Genomic DNA, 17610 nt, shown 5'->3' on the forward strand with positions numbered 1-17610 from the left:
ACCCGATGCGGCACATACGTTCTGTTCCCAAGTTTACCCCATTCAGGAGACAGAATATGTCGACCGTAGCCGTAACCGACGACACCTTTGACGCCGAAGTCAAGAATTCGACCGTTCCCGTGGTCGTGGATTTCTGGGCCGAATGGTGCGGCCCCTGCAAGCAAATCGGCCCTGCGCTGGAAGAGCTGGCGGCCGAGTATGGCGACAAGGTCAAAATCGCCAAGGTCGATGTGGACAGCAACCCGAACTCAGCCGCCGCCATGGGCGTGCGTGGCATCCCCGCGCTGTTCATCTTCAAGGACGGTCAGGTCGTTTCCAACCGCGCGGGCGCGGCGCCCAAAGCCGCCCTGCAAAGCTGGATCGACGAATCCATCTAATCTGGTCCTAACAGATTATCTCGAAGGCGCCTCTGATCGGGGCGCCTTTTCTATTGAAGACATCGGAGACACCAATGGCAAAAACGCGGGTCCTTGTGGAATTCGGGATGGGCACATCCCTGCGCCGGATGGACTATACCCAGGCGTCACTGCGGGCGATCAAGGATGCGCTTTGGCACAACTCGGTCAACATGGCGGAACTGTTCGGGTTTCCGAAAGAGGCGATGATCATTGATGCCGAAATTGGGGTTCAGCAGCCGGATCAGGTGGACACCGAAGCGTTGAAAGCTGTCTTTCCCTATGGTCATCCGAATATCACTGTCACCAAAGGCGGGCTGGACATCGCAAAGCCCCACAGTGACGGGCACACGGTCATCGCCAACGCTGCCCTGATCGTTTCCTTCGACATGGAGCCCACACAATGAGTGAAAAACGCATCATTCTGGAGATGGGAACAGGTAACGACCTGTATGGCCGGGACTATACCAAAGCAGCCCGCCGCGCGGTGCAGGACGCTTTGCACCATTCATCTATTACGTTGTTTTCAAAACTGGGGATCGACCATTCCGAAATGCGCGTCAGCGTCACGATCGGCGTGCAGGATCCTGAACAGGTGGATTGCGATCTGGTTGCCTCGGATCTGCCGCGGGGCAGGGCCGAGGTTCGCGCAGTCAAAGGTGGGCTTGACGTTGTCGACGAAGAAGCGGGAACGCGGCACGTGGTTGCAACTGCGGCGATCGAGGCTTTTCTGCCTGATCTTTCCGGAAAATACGTTCAGGGCTAAAAAAAGAAAAAGCCGCTCGGAAATCCGTGCGGCTGTCATGAATTGGCGATCTGCGGGAACATCAGAAATCGGCGATGTCTGCGCGGCTCAGGCCGATATCGTCAAGCTGGGCGTCGCTGAGTTCCGACAGGAGTTTGCGGGTTTTACGGGATTCTTTCCATTCGACAACGGTGTTGACGACATTGGTGAACGCGTCCACTACGTGCAGGATGGTAGCTGCTCCGAGCGGCGCATGAATGTTAGCTGTGGTTGCCATGTGCGCGGTCCTTTGTGAAGAAACAGCCGACCCGTTGTCGGTTGCGAGCCTCATGTAGTCCTGCATGCCCGGACTCACAATTGCTGGTCCGGTAACCCCGGAATGCGTTTTTTGCATATCTTTTAAGCAACTGAAGAACGGGTTGCGCCAACCTGCGACCCAGCCCATATATACCGCCAGCGAAAACGGAGACGATCATGGCAGACAACGACTTTCCCGGTTGGCACGGCACAACGATCATTGGCGTCAAGAAAGACGGTCAGATCGTCATAGCCGGTGATGGGCAGGTCAGCCTTGGTCAAACCGTGATCAAGGGCACGGCCCGCAAGGTGCGTCGCCTGTCTCCCGGAGGGTCCGAAGTTGTCGCCGGCTTTGCCGGGTCGACGGCCGACGCCTTCACGTTGCTGGAACGGCTGGAGGCCAAGCTCGAGGCGACACCGGGCCAACTTGCCCGTGCTTCTGTGGAATTGGCCAAAGACTGGCGCACCGACAAATACCTGCAAAAGCTCGAAGCGATGCTGATCGTCACGGACGGCAAGGACATGTTCGTGATCACCGGGGCGGGTGACGTGCTGGAACCTGAACACAACGTGGCTGCCATCGGATCCGGGGGCAATTTTGCCCTGGCCGCTGCCCGCGCGATGATGGACAGTGACAAGTCGGCGGAAGAGGTCGCGCGTCAGGCAATGGCCATCGCGGCCGATATCTGTGTCTATACCAATGGCAAGCTGACGGTTGAGACGATCTCAGGCTAACAGCGCCGAGATCTCCTTGCCTTTCCAGCGGCGATGCATGCCGATCAGGCCAATGATCGCTGCGATGATGACGATGTAATAGGGCACGCGGATATCGATGCTCATCAATCCGCCCCCGATCAGCGACATGATCCCGCCCGCAAGGCAGAACACGGCAGTGGTCACACCCATGACCCAGCCCTGATCCGCTTCGCTGACGCTGGAAGAGAACAGCCCAAGCATGGTGGGGTAGGCGATTCCGAACAGGAAATAGAAGAAAAAGACCGGCACATAACTGAACACGCCGCTTGGGCTGAAGGCGAACGCGAAGCCGCAAATCACCATGACGATGAGCGATGTGCGGATTATCGCATGTTTGCTGAATTTCTCCTGCGCGGGTTTCACCAAAAACGTGCTGGAGAAGGCCAGCGCCACACCGATGACGACCATCGCCACGCTGCCGCCGATGACTCCGTATCCGAAGGCGCTGGTCAGGAAATTGTCGACAAAGACGTAGAAGGTGACATTGGCGATCATGAAGAACGAATAGACCGGCAGGATCTTCAACACCATCGGATGACCACGCACCGCCATCAGGCTGTCTGTTATGTCACGGGGACGGAAAACAAAGGGCGCGCGATCCGTTCGGGTATCCTGGAAGAAAAACAGGACCAGAAAAATTGCAATCAGCACAAGGACAAATGCGCCGAAAAAGGGCGTTCTCAGCGTGGCGAAGCCGCCCAGCAGGGCGGCGTCAGACAAGACCGCGCCGATGATCGGCCCGCCCACAAGACCAAAGCTGACGCCCGTCACGATATAGCCCATGTTCCGGTCCCGGTCTGTCGCGTCGGTACTGCCGTCGATCATCGCCGCTTGCGCAATGGGTTGGTTGCCCGCAGTGAATCCGGTGATCGAACGCCCGACGATCAGCAGAAGAAGGTTGTTGAGATAAAGCGCGGCAATGGTCAGGGCATAACCGGCCAGAGCACCGCCCAGGCACACCAGCAAAGCGTTCTTGCGCCCGATCGAATCCGATACTTTCGAGACATAGACAACGCCCAAAAACCACGACAGGAAAAAGCACCCGATCACGAGGCCGTAATAGAAATGCCTGCGCCCCTCGGGCGTGTTTTCGGGCAGAAACCCGGATTTCGTTTCCATGATCAGCGAGTTGATGATAGGAAAGACCAGCCCCTGTCCGATCAGATCCACAAACACCACAAACAGAAGGGTAATCTTGGCAATTTTCGTCATTAAATTCGTCCCCGGCTCCAATGCCTTGGGACAAGTGTAACAGACGACGACTTTGTTACCTAACGGTGCGTCAGCAACCGGAGGAGCCGGCCGCTGACCGAAAGAATTACTTCAGCGACGCAACACCCAGCGGCACACCCGCGACCTCGCACCAGATGTACACCTCATTGTAGCCAGAAACATCCATGGTCGGCGGAACGGCATAGGATTGGCTGCCGGTCAAGTTCAACAGCGCGCCCAGCTTGGTGTCGGGCGCATAGGTCCCATCTTTCCCGAAGGCCACCCGTGGGTCAGGGCCGCCGTCCAGAGAGAAATCATCGCCCAACTCGACGATGTAACGCCCGCCGTCCTTGACCAGCTTCACCGATCCGCTGGTGATGTGGTTCGACCTGCCTTCAAACGTGCCTTTCTTTTTGGCACCTCCGGCCAAAGCAGCCCGGGTGCCAACCAAAGCAAGAGCAGCGCCCGTGGCGGCAGCTTTCGCAAAAAGCGAACGACGAGTCATCATGATAAGGTATCTCCATATGAATGTCGCGGGCGACCTGCCCGTCACGCAAGACTATGGGGCACACACCGTCCCGTGACGATTCACATCGCCGCCAATTTCCGTGTGCTACGTGTGAGTTGGTGTGAGTTTTCCGTGATCAGCTTGTGTTTTCGTGTCTTATGATTAGGTTCCGTTGCGAAACAAACGGATAGAATTAAACATGACCGACCTGACCCCGCGCGAGATTGTCTCGGAACTGGATCGCTTCATCATCGGGCAGAAGGACGCCAAGCGTGCCGTTGCCGTCGCCCTGCGCAATCGCTGGCGCCGCAAGCAATTGCCGGACGACATCCGGGAGGAAGTATATCCCAAGAACATCCTGATGATCGGCCCTACCGGCGTCGGCAAGACCGAAATCAGCCGCCGTCTGGCCAAACTGGCCCGCGCGCCGTTTATCAAGGTCGAGGCCACCAAGTTCACCGAAGTCGGATATGTCGGCCGAGACGTAGAACAGATCGTGCGCGATCTGGCGGATGCGGCCATCCTGCAAACCCGCGAGTTCATGCGCGAAGACGTCAAGGCCAAAGCGCATCAGGCCGCCGAAGACCGCGTGATCGAAGCCATTGCTGGCGCGGATGCGCGCGAAGGCACGCGCGAGATGTTCCGCAAAAAGCTGAAAGCCGGCGAACTGGACGACACGGTGATCGAGCTGGAACTGTCCGACACCACGAACCCGATGCCGATGTTCGACATTCCGGGGCAGCCGGGTGGTCAGATGGGCATGATGAATCTGGGCGACATCTTCGGCAAGGCCTTTGGCGGACGGACCGTCAAGAAACGCATGACCGTCGCCGAAAGCTATGATGCGCTGATCGGGGAAGAGGCCGACAAGCTGCTGGATGATGAAACCGTCACCCGCACCGCGCTGGACTCCGTCGAACAGAATGGCATCGTATTTCTGGATGAGATCGACAAGGTTTGCGCCCGCTCTGACGCACGCGGCGGCGATGTCAGCCGGGAAGGCGTGCAGCGCGACCTTCTGCCCTTGATCGAGGGAACCACCGTCAGCACCAAGCACGGTCCGGTCAAAACCGACCATATCCTGTTCATCGCCTCGGGTGCGTTTCACATCGCCAAACCGTCGGATCTGTTGCCGGAATTGCAGGGGCGCCTGCCGATCCGTGTCGAACTGCGCGCCCTGACCGAAGAAGACTTCGTGCGCATCCTGACCGAAACCGACAATGCCCTGACCTTGCAATACACGGCGTTGATGGGCACCGAAGACGTGACCGTCAGTTTTACCGAGGACGGCATCGCGGCATTGGCGAAGATTGCAGCTGACGTGAACCAGAGCATCGAAAACATCGGCGCGCGGCGGCTTTACACGGTCATGGAGCGGGTTTTCGAAGAACTGTCCTTCGCTGCACCGGACAAAGCCGGTTCGGAGATCACCGTTGATGCACAGTTCGTCAGCGACAATCTTGGTGAATTGACCAAGTCCTCTGATCTGAGCCGTTACGTTTTGTAACGCGGCCAGCCGTTTTTTGCCGTTGTTTTGGTCTTGCCATGCTGGACGTCGCGCAGGAATAGGATAGCGTGTGCACAAGTCACCCCGAGGTCTGGCCCGTGCTGCGATATTTCGTCATTCTGTTCATATGCCTTTCGCTCAGCGCCTGTGTCGACCGGACGGTGTCCGAGGTCGTGCCCGGTGCCGTGAACATCGGAACACCTGAAACCATCTTCGCAAGCACGACCCGCGCGCGTGAGGCCGATGGCTCCTATGGATTCCGACGCGGTGAAACGCTCAGGTTTCTGGAAACGACGGTTTCTATCCCACCCACGCATACGCCGGGTACGCTCCGCTTCTCCTACGCGAACCCGAATCCGCGGAAAGAATTCGTTCTGGCGGACGTAACCGAGTTGGATGGACCGCAGGGGCTGCGCAAACACCTGCGAGGACAGGATGATGTCACGATCTTTGTGCACGGCTACAATTCGACCCAGACCGAAACGATCTTCCGCGCGGCGCAGCTGACACATGACATCGGCCTCCCCGGATCAACGCTGGTGTATTCCTGGCCCAGCCGCGCGACGGGCTATGGATATGCCTATGATCTGGACAGTATGCTGTTCGCCCGCGACGGGTTGGAACAGACCATCCGCGAACTGAAAGCCATGGGTGTCAAACGCGTTATTCTGGTCGCACATTCCATGGGCGGTGCGTTGACGATGGAGATGATACGGCAAACCGAATTGCAGGAACCCGGCTGGGCCAAGCGAAACATCGAAGGGGTCGTTCTGATCTCGCCTGATCTTGATCTTGATCTGTTTCGATCGCAGATGAAACGTATCGACAACCCCCCCGATCCGTTCATCGTAATGGTGTCCCAAAAGGACAAGATTCTGAACATCTCGGGCCGCTTGCGTGGCACGGATGAGGGCCAGCGGTTGGGGAACATCAGTTCGGTTGACTCGCTCGAGGAATTCCCGATCAGCGTGATCGACACGACTGCTTTCAACAGTGACGCGGCATCCTCGCATTTCGTTGCCGCGACCTCTCCGGCTTTGTTGTCGATCCTCAACTCATTGCGGCGTGTCAACAATACCTTCGGGCGGGAAGACCGACCGGCCATTGATATTCTGGTACCTCCCAGCGAGCGCAATCCAGACGGAGCCACTGAAATTGTTCTGACGGAAACCGGGCAGGCACAGGTTACCACTCCGTGACGCGGTTCAAGCTGCGTCGGTATCTTCTGGACAATGCCACCTGGCTTGGCGCCGGCGTTCTTCTGACGTTTTTATCCAGCTTCGGGCAAACATTCTTCATCTCGATCTTTGCCGGTGAAATCCGCGCGGAATTCGGCCTCGGCCACGGTGCGTGGGGTGGGCTATACACATTGGGCACAACCCTGTCGGCCATCGTGATGATCTGGGCCGGAGGGCTGACGGATATCCTTCGCGTCCGGGTGCTGGGTCCGGCGGTTCTGGCTGGGTTGGCCCTAGCCGCCCTTGCCATGGCGCTGAATACCTGGCTGCTCCTGTTGCCAGTGGTGATTTTTCTGCTGCGCCTGCTGGGTCAGGGGATGAGCACACATCTGGCCGTGGTCGCCATGGCGCGGTGGTTTACGGTCACGCGGGGCAAGGCGCTTTCCATTGCATCCATCGGCTATGCCATCGGTGAGGCCCTGCTGCCCCTGATCTTTGTTACAGCCATGGTTTACCTGGACTGGCGTTGGCTGTGGGTCGTCGCGGCGGGGATGACCGCCTTGGGAATTCCCGTTCTGTTGCGGCTGTTGCGCGAGGAACGAACACCGCAAAGCCTTGCCAGCGAATCCTCTGCCATTGGGATGCAGGGTCGCCACTGGAGCCGTCGCGACGCGCTGTTTGACCCCTTGTTCTGGTTCATGGTGCCCGCCGTGCTTGCGCCATCGGCATTCATCACCGCGTTTTTCTTCCATCAGGTCTATTTCGCCGAGGTCAAAGGCTGGCAGCATATCCAACTGGTCGCTCTGTTCCCGGTCTTTACCGGAGTATCACTGCTGTCGATGTTTGCTGCGGGCTGGGCATTGGACAAGTGGGGCACTGCGCGCATCATGCCATTCTATCAGCTTCCGATGGCGGTTGGGTTTGTGGTTCTGAGCATGACTGAATCAATCAGCGGCGCGACGATCGGGTTGGTGTTTCTTGGCCTGACGGTCGGAGCGAACAGCACGTTGCCCAGCGCGTTCTGGGCAGAATTCTATGGGACCCGGCATATCGGGGCCATCAAGGCGTTGGCTGCGGCTGTCATGGTACTGGGGTCTGCCATCGGTCCCGGTCTGACCGGCGTTCTGATTGACCTTGGTATCCCGCTGAGTGTTCAGTTTTTCTGGATTGGCCTGTTCTTCGTGCTGGTATGCAGCCTTGTTTGGGTCGGTATTTCCCGCGCCCGTCACGACCTTTAGCGCACGCGCCTGAGATACACGTAATACGCCCCGTCTCCGCCGTGGCTTATATGAGCCGGCGTGACCTGCATCACCGCCTGCGCCAGCGGTGGGATCGACAACCAATGAGGAACCTGATTTCGCAGAACACCGCGCGGCGTCGGAATCGGACCGGGCTCGTCCCGATCCTTGCCTTTGCCGGTCACGACCAGAACCAGACGCTTACCCTGTGCTTGCGCGCTCAGGATGAATCGGATCAGCGCCGGGTGGGCCGAAGCCACCCGCATACCGTGCAGATCCAGCTTGCCTTCGGGTTTCAGCTTGCCGCGCTTCATCCGGCCAAAGGCCTTGTTGTCCATCTGAACCGGTGCATTGCGCAACGTATCCGTCACCGAAGGCTTCAGGTCGTTCGGTTTCGGTTTCGACTGATGGGCCTGTCCAAGTTCGAATGCCTGAAAACGGGGTTTCGGCGTTTTCTTGGGCTTGGGTTTCGGCAAAGAGGTCGGATGGATCGTCTGCGGAATCTCGGGGTGCAGCCTCTCGGCCTGTTTGGCGACCTTGCGCCACAGCTCGATCTCTTCGCTTGTCAGTTTGCGCCGGGTCATCAGAATTCATTCGGCAACAGGGCATAGGCACGCTGGATGGGCAGCAACAGCACCATCCGACCCGGATCCTTCAGCTTACCCGCGGCATGACCGGCTTCGTCCCCCGTTCCGAAAAAGATATCGGCCCGCTGCGCGCCTTTGATGGCCGCACCTGTATCCTGCGCGATCATCAGGCGGCGGATCGGTTTCTTGCCGTCTTTTTCCACCCAAACCGGCGCGCCCAACGGGGTATAGGCCGGGTCAACCGCAATGCTGCGCATCGTGGTGACAGATCGGTTCATGGCGCCCAACGGCCCAAGCTCGGGCGCGACACGTGAAACTTCGCGGAAAAACACGTATGATGGGTTGTGGAGAAGCAGTTCCGCGCCGGCCTCGGGGTTCTTGCGCACCCAGGCGCGGATCATCTGCGCGCTGACCTCATGCGCGCCAAGAATGCCGCGCCGCACCAGTTCCACGCCAATTGACCTGTAGGGATGCCCGTTCGCACCGCCATACCCGACGCGCAAAGCGCCGCCATCCGGCAATCGAACGCGGCCCGAACCCTGGATTTGCAGAAAAAACAACTCTACGGGGTCATCGACCCAGGCAATCTCAAGCCCGCGGCCCTGCATGACATCACCGGTCAGGATTTCTCGTCGGCTCAGCCAGGGCCCCTCAGCGCGGGCCTCGGGCGGCATTTTGTAGATGGGATACTTGAAACGATCCGTCCGGGTACGCGCACCATCAAGTTCGGGTTCGAAATACCCCGTGAACAGGGCATCCTCACCATTTTCGACCAGAACAGGGCGAAAAAAGAGCTCAAAAAACGACCGTGCCGCTTCGGCATCATAGGTTCTTGCCACACCGCACAGGGCCCGCCAATCGGGATCCTTCAGATCCCCGCAGGTGTTCAGAAAAACGGACAGGGCTGCACCGTGGTCATCCTCGGCCCAGCCACGCAGATCATCGAACGACAGAATGGATCGCGTTGCCTCGGCCCCGGCAGCGCTGGCAGTGGTCATTGCACCCACCAGTAAAAGCGACCGGAGCGTGGCAATCATGCGTCCGTGGCAACAAGCAGCCAGTTCGGATCGTCCTTGCCCATCACACGGGCAAAGGTCCAGCTGTCCTTTTGGCGTTTCACGGTGTTGGGGCTGCCTTCGACGATATCGCCACCGCGATCCCGCACGACCGAAGTCAGTTCACCCACGAATTTCATGGTGATCTCGGCCTGATTGGTATCCTTGTCGAATTTCACATCCGTCAGGGTCGTCTCTCGGACACCGATGAACTCGGCCTCGATCGTCAGGCCCTGATCTTCTCGTGCGGCGACGCCCGCAACGAAGGATTCAAAAACTTCTTCCGACAGGAATGGCTGGATCTCGTCCAGGTTGCCCTTCTCAAACCCCATCACGATCATTTCATAGGCACCGCGGGCACCCTGAACAAACTCGGTGACGGAAAAACCGGGTTCAACGCGTTTCATCGCCGCCAGCGTCTGTGCCAGCTCGCTGTCTTCCGGGACATGGTCTGTGATGTCATGATCCGGGCCGCCTTCGATCACTTCGAAATCGCGGCGCGACTTATGCGCTTCAGGCTGCTGCTGCACAGGCGGTTTCTCAAAACCTTCACGCGTGCCCAACACGCTCTTGAGGCGCAGGATCAGGAAAACGGCAATTCCGGCCAGGACCAGCAACTGGATCATGGGTTCGTTCATTTCATCCTCTTTTCAGAACCGCGGCTTTGTATACGCGGCCTCATGCCACTATGTAGGTGACCGTAGGTGGCAAGTCCACAGCCCGGCCTAAGGGAAAGGATAACGCAAATGTATCTGTTCTTGGCATTTTTGTTGGTGCCCATCATCGAGATCGCGCTGTTTATTCAGGTTGGCGGGTTGATCGGCTTGTGGCCAACCCTTGCCATCGTAGTGCTAACGGCGGTTTTGGGCACTGTTTTGGTGCGGACACAAGGTCGCATGGCGTTGGGAAACCTGCAACGGTCGTTTGCCGAACTGGACGACCCGACCGAGCCGCTGGCCCATGGTGCGATGATCCTGTTGTCGGGCGCTTTGTTGCTTACACCGGGATTCTTCACTGATGCCATTGGATTTGCGTTGCTTGTTCCCGGCGTGCGGGTTGCGGTTTTCAGGTATCTCAGATCGAAAGTCACCGTTACCCAGTTTCAGATGGGTCAAGGCCCCGGTTTTCAATCTCGTGGAAACCCGTTCGATCAGGGTGACATCATAGATGGTGACTTTACCGAGGTCCGCCCGAAAAATGATCCGTCAAAGCCGTCTAAATGGGTGGAAGGCCCCCACCGGCATTGAGGTGCCGCGTCCAACTTGATAAGCAGTGGCGAATTTCATTTTTGGAGTAGATCCATGACCGAAGAAAAAGCTGCAGAAAACACTGCGGCCAAAGCCGCCCTGCAAGTTCAGATGCGCGTTCTGGGGCAGTTCATCCGCGACATGTCCTTTGAGAACGTGATGGCCCAGAAGGGTGTTTCCGGTGACGTACAGCCCGAAATCGCGGTTCAGGTGAATCTGGACGCCAAGAAGCGCCCGGCTGACCACCAGTTCGAAGTGTCGATCAAGCTGAACCTGACATCCAAAGCCAAAGGCCTGGAAGACGTTCTGTTCCTGTGTGAACTGGACTATTGCGGCCTGTTCCACGTGGAAGGTGTGCCGGAAGACCAGCTGCACCCGTTCCTGATGATCGAATGCCCGCGGATGCTATTCCCGTTCCTGCGCCGCATCGTCAGCGACATCACTCGCGACGGCGGTTTCCCACCGGTGAATCTGGACAATATCGATTTCGTCGCCCTGTACCGCAACGAATTGATGCGTCGTCAGGCCGAACAGTCCCAGAAGACAGACGCCTGAGGGTTTGGCCCGTGCCTGACGGGTTCAGGTGCGGGTCCACAGGGCATTGTCGCCCAGTTTTTCTATGAATGCATCATGTGCCGCGCGTTCATCCTCGGTAATACGAGACGGCAGTGGCGTTGCTCGTGGTGCCGGTCGCCAATCATCGCTGCCGCCTGCCACGGATGATGCAGATGTTGACAGTCCAAAATCGGGCTGTCGTCCTCCGATCAGCTCAAGATAAACCTCGGCCAGGATTTCAGAGTCGAGCAACGCGCCGTGCAGCACACGGTTCGAGTTGTCGATATTGAAGCGACGGCAAAGCGCATCCAGTGAGGCCGGAGAGCCGGGAAACCGTTTGCGCGCAATCGCCAGCGTATCCAGCGCCTGTTCCATCGGGATGAGCGGGGCACCCATCCATTTCAGTTCGGCATTCAGGAACTTCATGTCGAAAGATGCATTGTGGATCACCAGCCGCGCATCGCCGACGAATTCGCGAAAAGCGTGACCGATCTTGGCAAAAACCGGTTTGTCTTTCAGCGTCACTTCACCCTTTTCGGGCGGGCGTGGGTTTTCCAACAGGTCCGGGCCGATGCCATGCACGCCAAATGCCTCTTCCGGCATCGAACGTTCGGGGTTGATGTAGACGTGATACGTCTCACCCGTTGCGACGTGGTTCCACAGTTCAACGGCGCCGATTTCCACGATCCGATCACCGCTTTCGGGATCGAAACCCGTGGTTTCGGTGTCGAGTACAATTTCACGCATCTGCCATCCCCGCCCGTATCTGCCTGACCACATCCTGCACCTGCGCGCGGGCGTGGTCCAGCGTGTCGGTCACGATGACGTAATCCGACCGCGCGCATTTTTCTTCATTCGGCATCTGCTTGGCGCGGATTTGCTCGAACTGCGCCTCGGTCATTGTGCCCCGTTCCATGACACGCCGCTTTTGCTCGTCGGCCGGGATCGAAACACAAGCCACCGCGTCCATCGCCGCGTCACCGCCCGTTTCAAACAAAAGCGGAATGTCGAACACCAGGATGTCGTTTGTCGCGGCTTCACGAAATGCTGCGCGGTCAGCAGCGACCAGAGGGTGGACGATGGCTTCGATGGCCTTCAGCGCAGCAGGATCGGCGGCAATTATCTGTTTTAGCGACTCCCGGTTGACCGCACCGTCCTGAATGGCCGACGGAAACAATCGTTCCATGGGGCCAACGGCCGCGCCCCCCCTGGAATACAGGCGATGCACCGCCGCGTCCGCATCCCACAAGGCACAACCTTTTTCGACGAACATCTGCGCCGTTGTGCTTTTCCCCATGCCGATAGAACCGGTCAGGCCAAGCGCAAAACTCATGCCAAGGCCGCCGCACGTGCATCAGCATCAACTTCGGGGCGCACGCCGAACCAGCGTTCGAAACCGGGCACTGCCTGATGCAGCAACATGCCCAGCCCATCGACTGCGGTGCATCCTGCCTGTTCAGCGGTTTGCAACAGGCGGGTTTTCAATGGCGCATAAACCAGATCTGTCACCACGGCACCGGGCTGCAACCCATCAAGCGGAACCCGCAATTCCGGTTGGCCCTGCATGCCCAACGAGGTGGTGTTCACCACGAGTTCTGCGTTTTCGATGACATTTCCGGCCTGAACCCAATCCACCACGCGGATACGTTGACCGAATTCCTCTTTCAGATGATCCGCACGGGCGCGGGTTCGGTTGGTCAGCAGGATTTCCGGAACACCCGCGTCAGATAATGCCTGCAACACGGCGCGCGCGGCCCCTCCGGCCCCGAAGACAACAGCCGGCCCGTCCTTTGCATTCCAGTCCGGAGCACCAGTGCGAAGATTCTCCATGAACCCGTACCCGTCAGTGTTATCCGCGTGGATCGAGCCATCTTCACGAAACACCAGAGTGTTCGCCGCACCTATCACTGTTGCGCGGTCAGACGCATGATCCGCGATCTTCAAGGCGGCTTCCTTGTGGGGAACGGTCACATTGGCGCCGACAAAACCCGCCCTGGGCAGGGTGCGCAGCACAGTTTCCAGGTCGGCGGGTGCCACATCCATCGGGATGTAATGACCGGCAAGACCGTATGTCTTAAGCCAATGACCATGCAGTTTGGGGGATCGTGAGTGACCAATGGGATGTCCAATCACACCGGCCAAAGGAACCCGATAGTCCGTCATTGATCGATTACCCCTTTGACAGCCAGAAAGTTGAGCAGCTCCAACAGGGGCATACCCAAAACGTTAAAATAGTCGCCGTCAATGGTGGCGAACAGGCGGACACCTTCTTCCTCCAGCTTGTAAGCTCCGACGGCGTGGCGGATACTGTCCCAGTTTCGCGCGACGTAATCTTTCAGATAGGCGTCGGAACTGGCCCGCATCCGCAATTGTACCTGCCCCACATGCCGCCAGACCGGCTGAGCATTCTGATAGATCACCGCTGCGGACAAAAGCATGTGACGCTTGCCTCGCATGGCTTTCAGCTGGGCCAACGCCTGTTCGGGGGTTTCCGGCTTTGACATCAGTTGACCGTCAAAATCCAGAACCTGATCACATCCCAGAACCATGGCACCGGGATTTTTGTCACTGACCTTCCGCGCCTTCATTTCTGCGAGTGTATCGGCAATGTCCCGTGGTGATGCGTTTTCAGCCAGCAGGGCGCGTTTGGCCGTCTCTTCATCCACGCGCGCGGTTTGAACCACAAACGGTACGCCTGCATTTTCAAGCAGCTGCGCGCGAATGGCGGACCCGGAAGCAAGAAGAATGGGGACAGACATGTGGAAAACCCCGTGCGCAAATCATTGAGAGTTCAGGGGTGCTTTGTATGGTTTTCCGGTTGACACGCAACCCCGGGGATTTCGCGCCAGAGATACCAGAGTCGCTCAAATCTCATCCCGTCCGGACAAGGATAAGTCGGTTTCTCTGGAAAACCCCGATATCCCAAATTCTCCTACCAGTTATCCCCAAGCGGAACGAGGAATACTGTTATTAAACTATTGATTTTAAATGATAGAAATATCCACCAACAGAATCACCTGAAAAATTCCGTGCTCTGTCCACCTGGGGAAAACACTTGTGTAAAAAAGTAATCCACGGATTTTACTCACCCTACAAAACCATCATCCTTTTTCTTTTCTTATTTTTTTATTAGGGAGGGTCCCGAACAACGCCCGGAGCTGAAATGACCGATCTTCTGTTCACTTTGTACCCATGGGTGAAGTCACTCCATATCATGGCGGTGATTTCGTGGATGGCCGGCCTGTTCTACCTGCCCAGGTTGTTCGTCTATCACGTCGAAAAGGCGCAGGCCGTCGAAGGCGCACAGGACATTTTCTTTGAAATGGAAGAAAAGCTGCTGCGTGTGATCATGAGACCCGCGATGATCGTTGCGTGGGTTTGTGGTTTGATCATGGTGTTCACGCCGGGCATCGTGGGATGGGACTGGAGCTGGCCTTGGGTCAAGGGCGCTGCCGTGATCGGCATGACCTGGTTTCATCACTGGCTGATGGCGCGACGCAAGGATTTTCTGGAAGGGCGAAACACGCTCAGTGGGCGGCAGTTTCGCATGATGAACGAGGTCCCGACCGTTTTGATGGTTGCCATCGTTCTGGCGGTTGTTCTGAAGTTCTGAGGGCATGTTTGACTCCGCCCCGCACTGCGCTTATGTAGGGGTCAACACGCCCGTCCGGGCGGCGTATCTTCCATACTGAAATTCCACTTCGTGCCGCGCTGTCAGCGGTGAAGGTATATATCATGACAACCGAATCCCTGAATCTTGCTGATCTGAAAGCCAAAAGCCCCAAAGACCTTCTGGCGATGGCCGAAGAACTGGAGATCGAAAACGCCTCGACCATGCGCAAGGGCGAGATGATGTTCCAGATCCTGCGTGAACGCGCAGATGAAGGCTGGACCGTTGGTGGCGATGGCGTGCTTGAAGTGCTTCAGGACGGTTTCGGCTTCCTGCGCTCGCCCGAGGCGAACTATCTGCCCGGCCCGGATGACATCTACGTCTCACCCGAGATGATCCGCCAGCACTCATTGCGGACAGGGGATACCGTGGAAGGCGAGATCAAAGCCCCGGATGAGAATGAGCGCTATTTCGCTCTGACGAAGGTGACCAAGATCAACTTCGAAGACCCGGAAAAGGCCAGGCACAAGATCCTGTTCGACAACCTGACGCCGCTTTATCCGGATGAGCGGCTGAAGATGGAGATCGAGGATCCGACCATCAAGGACAAGTCTGCACGGGTGATCGACCTAGTCGCGCCGATCGGCAAGGGCCAGCGGTCGTTGATCGTGGCGCCGCCGCGCACCGGTAAGACGGTGATCCTGCAAAACATCGCGCACTCGATCGAGCGCAACCACCCGGAATGCTACCTGATCGTCCTGCTGATCGACGAACGCCCGGAAGAAGTCACCGACATGCAGCGTTCAGTGAAGGGCGAGGTGGTATCCTCGACCTTTGATGAACCCGCGACGCGCCACGTGGCTGTGTCGGAAATGGTCATCGAAAAAGCCAAGCGTTTGGTCGAACATAAACGAGATGTTGTTATTCTTCTTGATTCGATCACAAGACTTGGTAGGGCATTTAACACAGTGGTCCCATCCTCGGGTAAAGTTCTGACCGGTGGTGTGGACGCAAACGCCCTGCAACGGCCCAAGCGTTTCTTTGGCGCGGCGCGGAATATTGAAGAGGGTGGCTCGCTGACGATCATCGCAACCGCACTGATTGATACCGGCAGCCGGATGGACGAGGTCATCTTTGAAGAATTCAAAGGTACTGGTAACTCGGAAATCGTTCTGGATCGCAAGATCGCGGACAAGCGTGTGTTCCCGGCCATCGACATCCTCAAATCCGGCACGCGGAAAGAGGATCTTTTGGTCGACAAGGGCGATCTGGCCAAGACCTTCGTTTTGCGGCGTATCCTCAACCCGATGGGCACGACCGACGCAATCGAGTTCTTGTTGTCCAAGTTAAAGCAGACAAAGACAAACAGCGAATTCTTCGATTCCATGAACACCTGACACTGGTCTTTAACTCTAGCGAGGCCTTCGAATGGATACGATATTCGCCTTGGCCAGCGCGCAGGGCAAAGCCGGGGTGGCGGTCATCCGCCTCTCGGGTCCGGACTCTCATTCAGCTGCGGCGCGCCTGACGGGCGGTGCGCTGCCAAAGCGTGGCATGGTCCTGCGCACTCTGACCGATCATGGCGGAGCACGTTTGGACGACGGATTGGTCTTGACCTTCCAGGCCCCGGCCAGTTTTACCGGTGAGGACGTGGCCGAGCTTCAGATTCATGGAAGCACCGCCTCTGTCAACGCCGTTCTGCGTTGCCTGTCGGATACGGAAGGATTGCGCATCGCTGAACCGGGTGAGTTCACACGACGGGCGCTGGAAAACGGCAAGATGGACCTGACTCAGGTCGAAGGCCTGGCCGATCTAATCGATGCAGAAACGGAAGCACAACGTAAGCAGGCTCAGACCATTCTGGCGGGCGAGCTGGGCACGTTGGCTGAACGGTGGCGTCGGGATTTGATACGGGCTGCGTCCCTGTTGGAGGCTGTCATCGATTTTGCTGATGAAGAAGTTCCAACCGATGTGACGCCGGAAGTGCGCGAGCTGATCCAAGGCGTCATGTCGGACCTTCATCGCGAAGCAGATGGCGTCAAGATTGCCGAGCGAATTCGTACAGGGTTCGAGGTTGCGATCGTCGGCCTTCCAAATGCGGGAAAATCCACTCTTTTGAATGCTTTGGCAGGCCGTGAGGCGGCCATTACTTCGGAATATGCCGGGACCACGCGCGATGTGATCGAAGTTCGAATGGATCTGGCTGGTTTACCGGTGACCTTGCTGGATACGGCAGGCCTGCGAGAGACCGAAGATCATGTCGAAAACTTGGGTATCGAGCTTGCGCGCAGCAGAGCGGAGGCCGCCGACCTTCGCGTTTTCCTGTCTGAAACACCGAAGGACCTGGGGGTGGAGATGCGGGAAGATGATATACATGTTTTGCCCAAAGCAGATCTTAGAGGGATCGGGGAGAAGGGTGTTTCAGGGAAATCTGGCCAGGGAATAGATGCGTTAGTAGACCAGATATCGTGTGTTTTGCGCCAACGAACCACTACCCATGGTATTGCAACTCGGGAACGTCACCGCATTGCAATTACCAGAGCATTGGACTCACTCACATCTGCAATCTCGGTTCTGGAATCAGGCCCAGACCTGTATGATATAGCGGCAGAGGAGCTGAGAACCGCCATACGCGCCCTTGAATCCTTGGTGGGCAGAATTGACGTGGAAACTCTGCTGGATGAAATCTTCTCCAGCTTCTGTTTGGGAAAATAAGGAGT

The 17610-nt window shown here is 57.5% G+C and carries 22 protein-coding genes; 12 read left to right on the forward strand and 10 right to left on the reverse strand.

Annotation, left to right across the window (positions count from 1 at the left end):
* Window positions 1-5 precede the first annotated feature (5 nt).
* From trxA to I9185_RS11445, 3 genes are all read left to right on the forward strand, one after another.
* Window positions 6-377, forward strand: coding sequence for a thioredoxin (trxA, locus tag I9185_RS11435; RefSeq protein ID WP_348539528.1), 372 nt, complete (start codon window positions 6-8; stop codon window positions 375-377).
* A 74-nt stretch (window positions 378-451) separates the two neighbouring features.
* Window positions 452-802, forward strand: coding sequence for a Lin0512 family protein (locus I9185_RS11440; protein ID WP_210093119.1), 351 nt, complete (start codon window positions 452-454; stop codon window positions 800-802).
* Complete coding sequence (locus tag I9185_RS11445; protein WP_210093120.1) at window positions 799-1161, forward strand: Lin0512 family protein; 363 nt, start codon at window positions 799-801, stop codon at window positions 1159-1161. The genes I9185_RS11440 and I9185_RS11445 overlap by 4 nt, the downstream gene beginning before the upstream one ends.
* 61 nt (window positions 1162-1222) lie before the next feature.
* On the opposite strand, the gene I9185_RS11450 is transcribed toward I9185_RS11445, so the two are convergent.
* Window positions 1223-1417: a DUF1127 domain-containing protein gene (locus I9185_RS11450; protein ID WP_171635335.1), complete on the reverse strand. Its 195-nt coding sequence runs from the start codon at window positions 1415-1417 to the stop codon at window positions 1223-1225.
* Window positions 1418-1614: 197 nt separating this feature from the next.
* On the opposite strand from I9185_RS11450, the gene hslV reads away from it, so the two are divergent.
* Window positions 1615-2172, forward strand: coding sequence for an ATP-dependent protease subunit HslV (gene hslV / locus I9185_RS11455; RefSeq protein ID WP_171635337.1), 558 nt, complete (start codon window positions 1615-1617; stop codon window positions 2170-2172).
* On the opposite strand, the gene I9185_RS11460 is transcribed toward hslV, so the two are convergent.
* The gene (locus I9185_RS11460) at window positions 2164-3405 is read right to left on the reverse strand and encodes an MFS transporter (RefSeq protein WP_210093121.1); all 1242 of its coding nucleotides are present in this window, start codon (window positions 3403-3405) and stop codon (window positions 2164-2166) included. The genes hslV and I9185_RS11460 overlap by 9 nt on opposite strands.
* A gap of 106 nt (window positions 3406-3511) precedes the next feature.
* Window positions 3512-3913 (reverse strand): DM13 domain-containing protein, encoded by a 402-nt coding sequence (locus tag I9185_RS11465; RefSeq protein ID WP_171635342.1) that lies wholly within the window; start codon window positions 3911-3913, stop codon window positions 3512-3514.
* Between the two features lie 199 nt (window positions 3914-4112).
* On the opposite strand from I9185_RS11465, the gene hslU reads away from it, so the two are divergent.
* From hslU to I9185_RS11480, 3 genes are all read left to right on the forward strand, one after another.
* On the forward strand, window positions 4113-5420 hold the full coding sequence (gene hslU, locus I9185_RS11470) for an ATP-dependent protease ATPase subunit HslU (RefSeq protein WP_171723995.1): 1308 nt from the start codon (window positions 4113-4115) through the stop codon (window positions 5418-5420).
* Window positions 5421-5488: 68 nt separating this feature from the next.
* Window positions 5489-6619 (forward strand): alpha/beta fold hydrolase, encoded by a 1131-nt coding sequence (locus tag I9185_RS11475; protein ID WP_348539739.1) that lies wholly within the window; start codon window positions 5489-5491, stop codon window positions 6617-6619.
* Window positions 6616-7836: an MFS transporter gene (locus I9185_RS11480; protein WP_210093122.1), complete on the forward strand. Its 1221-nt coding sequence runs from the start codon at window positions 6616-6618 to the stop codon at window positions 7834-7836. Before I9185_RS11475 ends, I9185_RS11480 begins: the two co-directional genes overlap by 4 nt.
* Here the strand turns inward: I9185_RS11480 and I9185_RS11485 are convergent.
* Genes I9185_RS11485 through I9185_RS11495 form a run of 3 tightly spaced genes read right to left on the reverse strand, consistent with a single transcriptional unit; the run spans window position 7833 to window position 10116 of the window.
* Window positions 7833-8420: a Smr/MutS family protein gene (locus I9185_RS11485; RefSeq protein WP_210093123.1), complete on the reverse strand. Its 588-nt coding sequence runs from the start codon at window positions 8418-8420 to the stop codon at window positions 7833-7835. The two genes, I9185_RS11480 and I9185_RS11485, sit on opposite strands and share 4 nt — an antisense overlap.
* Window positions 8420-9460, reverse strand: coding sequence for a murein transglycosylase A (locus I9185_RS11490; RefSeq protein WP_210093124.1), 1041 nt, complete (start codon window positions 9458-9460; stop codon window positions 8420-8422). The genes I9185_RS11485 and I9185_RS11490 overlap by 1 nt, the downstream gene beginning before the upstream one ends.
* Complete coding sequence (locus I9185_RS11495) at window positions 9457-10116, reverse strand: Tim44/TimA family putative adaptor protein (RefSeq protein WP_152459622.1); 660 nt, start codon at window positions 10114-10116, stop codon at window positions 9457-9459. The genes I9185_RS11490 and I9185_RS11495 overlap by 4 nt, the downstream gene beginning before the upstream one ends.
* 108 nt (window positions 10117-10224) lie before the next feature.
* Here I9185_RS11495 and I9185_RS11500 point away from each other — a divergent pair, with 108 nt between their 5' ends.
* Together I9185_RS11500 and secB are read left to right on the forward strand one after the other, a co-directional pair.
* On the forward strand, window positions 10225-10725 hold the full coding sequence (locus I9185_RS11500; protein WP_152459621.1) for an FxsA family protein: 501 nt from the start codon (window positions 10225-10227) through the stop codon (window positions 10723-10725).
* Between the two features lie 54 nt (window positions 10726-10779).
* The gene (secB, locus tag I9185_RS11505) at window positions 10780-11280 is read left to right on the forward strand and encodes a protein-export chaperone SecB (protein ID WP_210093125.1); all 501 of its coding nucleotides are present in this window, start codon (window positions 10780-10782) and stop codon (window positions 11278-11280) included.
* 24 nt (window positions 11281-11304) lie between these two features.
* Here the strand turns inward: secB and dnaQ are convergent, their stop codons facing one another.
* The 4 genes from dnaQ to I9185_RS11525 are packed head-to-tail and all read right to left on the reverse strand — an operon-like array spanning window position 11305 to window position 14039.
* Window positions 11305-12027 carry a DNA polymerase III subunit epsilon gene (gene dnaQ / locus I9185_RS11510; RefSeq protein ID WP_171724000.1) on the reverse strand — a complete coding sequence of 241 codons (723 nt, stop codon included), beginning with the start codon at window positions 12025-12027 and terminating at the stop codon, window positions 11305-11307.
* On the reverse strand, window positions 12020-12613 hold the full coding sequence (gene coaE / locus I9185_RS11515) for a dephospho-CoA kinase (RefSeq protein WP_209834383.1): 594 nt from the start codon (window positions 12611-12613) through the stop codon (window positions 12020-12022). Before coaE ends, dnaQ begins: the two co-directional genes overlap by 8 nt.
* The gene (locus I9185_RS11520; RefSeq protein WP_171635358.1) at window positions 12610-13443 is read right to left on the reverse strand and encodes a shikimate dehydrogenase; all 834 of its coding nucleotides are present in this window, start codon (window positions 13441-13443) and stop codon (window positions 12610-12612) included. The genes coaE and I9185_RS11520 overlap by 4 nt, the downstream gene beginning before the upstream one ends.
* Complete coding sequence (locus tag I9185_RS11525) at window positions 13440-14039, reverse strand: nucleoside triphosphate pyrophosphatase (RefSeq protein ID WP_210093126.1); 600 nt, start codon at window positions 14037-14039, stop codon at window positions 13440-13442. The genes I9185_RS11520 and I9185_RS11525 overlap by 4 nt, the downstream gene beginning before the upstream one ends.
* Window positions 14040-14443: 404 nt before the next feature.
* Here I9185_RS11525 and I9185_RS11530 point away from each other — a divergent pair, with 404 nt between their 5' ends.
* The 3 genes from I9185_RS11530 (at window position 14444) to mnmE (ending at window position 17605) form a co-directional block, all read left to right on the forward strand.
* Window positions 14444-14893: a CopD family protein gene (locus I9185_RS11530; RefSeq protein ID WP_171171524.1), complete on the forward strand. Its 450-nt coding sequence runs from the start codon at window positions 14444-14446 to the stop codon at window positions 14891-14893.
* Window positions 14894-15015: 122 nt separating this feature from the next.
* Window positions 15016-16287 carry a transcription termination factor Rho gene (gene rho / locus I9185_RS11535; RefSeq protein WP_171635359.1) on the forward strand — a complete coding sequence of 424 codons (1272 nt, stop codon included), beginning with the start codon at window positions 15016-15018 and terminating at the stop codon, window positions 16285-16287.
* A 31-nt stretch (window positions 16288-16318) separates the two neighbouring features.
* A complete protein-coding gene (mnmE, locus tag I9185_RS11540) occupies window positions 16319-17605 on the forward strand; it encodes a tRNA uridine-5-carboxymethylaminomethyl(34) synthesis GTPase MnmE (protein WP_171724003.1) in 1287 nt (428 codons plus the stop codon).
* The last annotated feature ends 5 nt before the right edge of the window (window positions 17606-17610 follow it).

Source organism: Ruegeria sp. HKCCSP346, assembly GCF_017872595.1.
GTDB lineage: Bacteria > Pseudomonadota > Alphaproteobacteria > Rhodobacterales > Rhodobacteraceae > Ruegeria.

What these genes read in the sequence shown, in the direction of transcription:
- trxA (WP_348539528.1), top strand. Translation starts at nt 6, where the DNA reads ATGCGGCACATACGTTCTGTTCCCAAGTTTACCCCATTCAGGAGACAG.
- I9185_RS11440 (WP_210093119.1), top strand. Translation starts at nt 452, where the DNA reads ATGGCAAAAACGCGGGTCCTTGTGGAATTCGGGATGGGCACATCCCTG.
- I9185_RS11445 (WP_210093120.1), top strand. Translation starts at nt 799, where the DNA reads ATGAGTGAAAAACGCATCATTCTGGAGATGGGAACAGGTAACGACCTG.
- I9185_RS11450 (WP_171635335.1), bottom strand. Translation starts at nt 1,417, where the DNA reads ATGGCAACCACAGCTAACATTCATGCGCCGCTCGGAGCAGCTACCATC.
- hslV (WP_171635337.1), top strand. Translation starts at nt 1,615, where the DNA reads ATGGCAGACAACGACTTTCCCGGTTGGCACGGCACAACGATCATTGGC.
- I9185_RS11460 (WP_210093121.1), bottom strand. Translation starts at nt 3,405, where the DNA reads ATGACGAAAATTGCCAAGATTACCCTTCTGTTTGTGGTGTTTGTGGAT.
- I9185_RS11465 (WP_171635342.1), bottom strand. Translation starts at nt 3,913, where the DNA reads ATGATGACTCGTCGTTCGCTTTTTGCGAAAGCTGCCGCCACGGGCGCT.
- hslU (WP_171723995.1), top strand. Translation starts at nt 4,113, where the DNA reads ATGACCGACCTGACCCCGCGCGAGATTGTCTCGGAACTGGATCGCTTC.
- I9185_RS11485 (WP_210093123.1), bottom strand. Translation starts at nt 8,420, where the DNA reads ATGACCCGGCGCAAACTGACAAGCGAAGAGATCGAGCTGTGGCGCAAG.
- I9185_RS11490 (WP_210093124.1), bottom strand. Translation starts at nt 9,460, where the DNA reads ATGATTGCCACGCTCCGGTCGCTTTTACTGGTGGGTGCAATGACCACT.
- I9185_RS11495 (WP_152459622.1), bottom strand. Translation starts at nt 10,116, where the DNA reads ATGAACGAACCCATGATCCAGTTGCTGGTCCTGGCCGGAATTGCCGTT.
- I9185_RS11500 (WP_152459621.1), top strand. Translation starts at nt 10,225, where the DNA reads ATGTATCTGTTCTTGGCATTTTTGTTGGTGCCCATCATCGAGATCGCG.
- secB (WP_210093125.1), top strand. Translation starts at nt 10,780, where the DNA reads ATGACCGAAGAAAAAGCTGCAGAAAACACTGCGGCCAAAGCCGCCCTG.
- dnaQ (WP_171724000.1), bottom strand. Translation starts at nt 12,027, where the DNA reads ATGCGTGAAATTGTACTCGACACCGAAACCACGGGTTTCGATCCCGAA.
- coaE (WP_209834383.1), bottom strand. Translation starts at nt 12,613, where the DNA reads ATGAGTTTTGCGCTTGGCCTGACCGGTTCTATCGGCATGGGGAAAAGC.
- I9185_RS11520 (WP_171635358.1), bottom strand. Translation starts at nt 13,443, where the DNA reads ATGACGGACTATCGGGTTCCTTTGGCCGGTGTGATTGGACATCCCATT.
- I9185_RS11525 (WP_210093126.1), bottom strand. Translation starts at nt 14,039, where the DNA reads ATGTCTGTCCCCATTCTTCTTGCTTCCGGGTCCGCCATTCGCGCGCAG.
- I9185_RS11530 (WP_171171524.1), top strand. Translation starts at nt 14,444, where the DNA reads ATGACCGATCTTCTGTTCACTTTGTACCCATGGGTGAAGTCACTCCAT.
- rho (WP_171635359.1), top strand. Translation starts at nt 15,016, where the DNA reads ATGACAACCGAATCCCTGAATCTTGCTGATCTGAAAGCCAAAAGCCCC.
- mnmE (WP_171724003.1), top strand. Translation starts at nt 16,319, where the DNA reads ATGGATACGATATTCGCCTTGGCCAGCGCGCAGGGCAAAGCCGGGGTG.